This window comes from Ligilactobacillus acidipiscis DSM 15836 (assembly GCF_001435755.1).
Taxonomy (GTDB): Bacteria; Bacillota; Bacilli; order Lactobacillales; family Lactobacillaceae; genus Ligilactobacillus; species Ligilactobacillus acidipiscis.
The window spans coordinates 1-4,304 of record NZ_AZFI01000163.1 but is presented as its reverse complement, the minus strand read 5'-3'; the positions used below and the strand labels follow the sequence as shown (position 1 = coordinate 4,304).

2 protein-coding genes and 1 pseudogene are annotated in these 4,304 nt (G+C 40.8%); 1 reads left to right on the top strand and 2 read right to left on the bottom strand.

The window, feature by feature from the left end; genetic code table 11:
* Window positions 1–480 precede the first annotated feature (480 nt).
* Window positions 481–1,044, bottom strand: a complete 564-nt coding sequence (locus tag FC65_RS09060; RefSeq protein WP_056972425.1) for a TetR/AcrR family transcriptional regulator — start codon at window positions 1,042–1,044, stop codon at window positions 481–483.
* A gap of 156 nt (window positions 1,045–1,200) precedes the next feature.
* Between FC65_RS09060 and FC65_RS09055 the strand changes: the two genes are divergently transcribed.
* Window positions 1,201–3,900, top strand: coding sequence for an MMPL family transporter (locus tag FC65_RS09055; RefSeq protein ID WP_056972424.1), 2,700 nt, complete (start codon window positions 1,201–1,203; stop codon window positions 3,898–3,900).
* A 141-nt stretch (window positions 3,901–4,041) separates the two neighbouring features.
* Here the strand turns inward: FC65_RS09055 and FC65_RS12565 are convergent.
* Window positions 4,042–4,304, bottom strand: a pseudogene (locus tag FC65_RS12565) (hypothetical protein); the annotation flags it as partial.

The following is a 4,304-nucleotide window of genomic DNA, read 5'->3' as shown; positions in this document are numbered from 1 at the left end:
TGGCAGGGTCTATTACTTAGTAATGGACCCTCAACAATGTATGTAACATATAAAAAGTGGTAGTGAATTTTGTATATCTTTTGACTGTATCAGCGCTCTACAAAATTTAACTATTTTTCTTAGCTCTTGAATCTACGCCTATTATGAGCTGTAAAAGTATCTTAAAAGTTTGGTACTTTTTGGCTTCTTGAGTCAAACTAATAAAATTTCGGTTTTTGATAATAGCACGGCTTATTGCGTTTTTATGCGCATTTGTCCCACTGATTCTGTAATTCTTGCTAATTAGGCAGGATCTGAGGTAAAAGTTGTAAAGTGCACCTATATGGAACTGCAAATTGAGTGCTACTAAGGATCAAGTAGATAGCGTAAAAGTAAAAATTGAAGTAAACGACTACCTTCCAAAAGTAAGTGTAGTCAATGTTTTTTTAGATTCCGCACGTAAGAAAGTGTGAGGCTGCTTTTTTGGATTAGCTCCATCAGTTAGGCTAACAGCTGTTCCAAGTAATTGATCGCGGTTTCTTTAGGCAAGTCATGTTGGTCGATAAAAATCCAAGTTAACAAAACCATGACGGTTTCGGAAAGATAGGCCACCAGCAATTTTTTAGGAACTTGATGCTCAAGACTGGATTGGAGTTCACCAATAATCTGGTTGACCTCTTTTTTGAGGTAGTTGGCAAAGCTTTGAACCATTTGACCTTCAATATCGTTGTGAAGCAAGATTTTATCTAAGAGATCCTTCCGTTCGGTCAACATATCATAGAGATTGCCAAAATAAAGATGAGCCGCTTTTTCGGGTGTTAAATGCTGGGTATTGTTGATTTGAATATCGCTCACGATTAGGAACCAACAATAATTCAGTAAGTCATACTTATCTTCAAAATAATTATAAAAAGTCGTTCGCGGGTAACACGCGTCTGTGCAGATCTGGTTGACTGTGATTTTTTCAAATTTTTCCTGTTGGAGTAAGTTTAAAAGAACCGAAGAAAATGCGTTTAGTGTACGCCGTGCCCCACGAGTAAGCTTATGGTTTAAATAGACTTTCATTCAATCATCTCCTTGAACACTTTGACAGGTCTGTTCATTTTTGAACAAATGCAAAAGAATGTGACTTGAATATTTTTTGTTTAAATTTTATTATCTTTCAATAGTTTAACACATATACCAATATACCAAAATGAGTAGACGAAGAGGGAGAAAAAGATGGGGAACTTTAAACAAAATTACTGGTTATCTTTGATTACTTGGCTAGTGATCGGGATTGTTAGTCTGTTCGCCTTACCAAATATTTCGCAGGTCGTAGCCGAGCATGGACAGACGCAGATCCCAAGTTCTGCCAAAAGCGAAGTTGCCAAGACTATCCAGCAAGATTGGGGGCATCATCTCAAGAACACTAGGCAGATCGTTGTTGTTTTTAACAATGGTGACCGGCAGCTGAGCGGTCAACAGCAAAAGAAAATCACGCAAACCATTCATAAATTAAAGGCTGACAAAGGTAAATACGGAATCAAAAAGTTCACGACTGCCGCGGATAATTCTGCCACGCAAAAACAGTTGGTGTCTAAAGATAAGTCGACCCAACTTTTGCAGTTAGATGTCAGTAAGAAACAGTCTGTACGGGAAAGTACCCGAAATTTGAAAAAAGCTGCAACCACAGCAGGAGTTAAAACTTACGTTACGGGCGGTGATGTTCTAAATGACGATTTTAGCCGGGCAACTGAAGAAGGAATCAAAAAAACTGAGGCTATTGCAGTAATTTTTATTTTGCTGGTCTTGATCGTGATTTTCCGTTCGGCGATCACACCATTGATTTCACTACTGTCAGTTGGTCTTAGTTTCATTGTGTCATTAGCGATCGTGATGAATTTAGCCGAAAACGGTTGGCTGACGATTTCTAATTTCACTCAAGTGTTTATGGTCGTTGTTATGTTCGGAATTGGGACAGATTATAACATCCTTTTATACCACCAATTCAAAAATGATTTGAGTCAAGGATTAGAGAAACATGAAGCAACTAAACATTCACTGAAAGTTGCTGGCAAAACGATCCTTTATTCAGGCAGCTCAGTCCTGATTGGCTTCTTGACCTTGGCTTTGGCCAAGTTTTCGATTTATCGCTCAGCGCTTGGTGTTGGGATCGGGGTTGCGGTTCTCTTGTTAGTTTTGTTGACGCTGAATCCTTTCTTTATGGCGACACTGGGAGAAAAAGTCTTTTGGCCCAATCATCAGCAGGTTGAGACGAAAACGAATCATTTATGGAATTTTCTTTCAAAGAGTTCTGTATCTCATCCTTTCATCGCCTTGGGAATCGTGTTCCTGGTTTCAGTACCATTTGTTTTCACCTACCAGAATGGTTTAAACTATGACACGACCGTTGAATTGCCGGAAAATTACTCTTCGAGGCAAGGTTTTAAGGTGGTCCAGCAACACTTTAGTCAGGGGACAGTAGAACCAACCACGATTTATATTCAGTCAAACCATAAGTTGAATAACGAAAAAGATCTGAAAAACCTTGACCAGATCACACGTCAAATCAAGGACCAGTCTGGAATCAAAACAGTGGCTTCTGTAACGCGACCAAGCGGGACTAAAATCAACCAACTCTATGTTCAAGACCAGTTGAGAAATTTAAACGGGCAAATAGGCAAGGCCCAGTCCGGTTTAAGTGAGATCAGCCGCCAAACAGAAACTAGTTCTTTTGATAGCAGTCAACTGAAAGATATCGGAAACAAGGCTCAATTGATCGGGCAAAAATTAAAAGAAATCCAGTCGACATCACAGAGCAATTCTAGCCAGCAAAATATCTTGCCGCAATTACAGCAAAAAATGACAGCAGCCGGTCAGCCTTTGTCTGCACAACAACTACAGCTACTGGGTGTCATGTTGCAGCAGATGCAAGGACAGCAAAAGGCAACCTTAAATAAGCTGCAGCAAAGCTTGCAAGATATTGCGGCATACACCCAGGTAATTGGTCAGGATGCGCAAGGAACAGGACAGCAGCTTAAGGAGCAGCAAGCTCGCATTAATCAGGCATCTAAAGGGCTGGCTCAAATCAATGGTGGGATGACCTCAATGAGCCAATATTTGCAAGGCTTGCAAAATTCAGCGGCCGGGGCAACATTTTATATTCCGCAAAATGTTTTGCAGAGCTCAACTTTTAAGAGTGCCCAGGATAATTATCTTTCCGCTGATAAGAAGACCGCTAAGTTCACGGTCATATTAAGTTCGGACCCGGCAGCTAAAAAATCGCTGGATAAAGTTAATGCCTTGCAGGCACAAGTTAAAAATAATCTCCAAGGGACTTCCTTGAAAGGCGCTCGTGTTGCGGTTGGCGGTCAATCTGCCAGTTTAGACGATACTGCAAGAGTCTCGAAGGCTGATTTTATCCGCAGTGCCACTTTAATGTTGGTTGGGATCTGCATAGCTTTAATGTTGGTGACTCGGTCGATTTTACAGCCGCTTTATATCATCGGGACACTACTGTTGTCCTATTTTGGCGGGATCAACATTGCGCGCTGGCTAAGCGGAGTGTTCTTAGATGAAAAGATGTTAAGCTGGAATACACCGTTCTTCACTTTTGTCATGTTAATAGCATTAGGGGTGGACTACAGTATCTTCTTGATGAGCAAATATCGTGAGTACGGAGCCTGGAATGACGTGCCTAGTCGGCGGATCGTGAAAGCATCTGGCATGGTCGGGACAGTCGTGATCTCCGCTGCACTGATTCTTGGCGGGACCTTTGCGGCATTGATTCCAGCCAATGTTGTCACCCTAACGCAAGTGGCAATTGGGGTCATGAGCGGGCTGCTAATTTTAGTCTTCGCTATCCCAACGATCAACAGCAGCTTGATCAGGTTGACATATCCATTGGATGATAAAATGAAACAAGAGAAAAAGAAGTAATTAGTTTTTAATTAAAATTTTCACAATAAAAAGCTTCTGTTGTTTTGGACTTTTCAGATCAAATTAACAGAAGCTTTTTTTGTTTTGGAAAAAATTAGTAAACGGCTTCTTCACTTTCTGAGTCGAAGGAGAGGACGCTGTTTAAGTCAAAATTGTACTTAACTTTGGCCTCGATTTCGTAAAGCCACGTGCATTGAATTTAGCAACTACTTCGGTATTACCGATTTGAGAATAGACACCAAATAGTTCTGAAACTATCGCTTTCGTGGAGACCAATGTATTCGGGAAATTTTCCAGGAATGTTTTTTCAATATGTAGATTTTCAGGGTTTTTAAGACTTTCAGCCGATCCACTGGAACTTCTAGGTTGAAGTTCCAGTGGAATCTTTGAGTGCGCCCGGCATG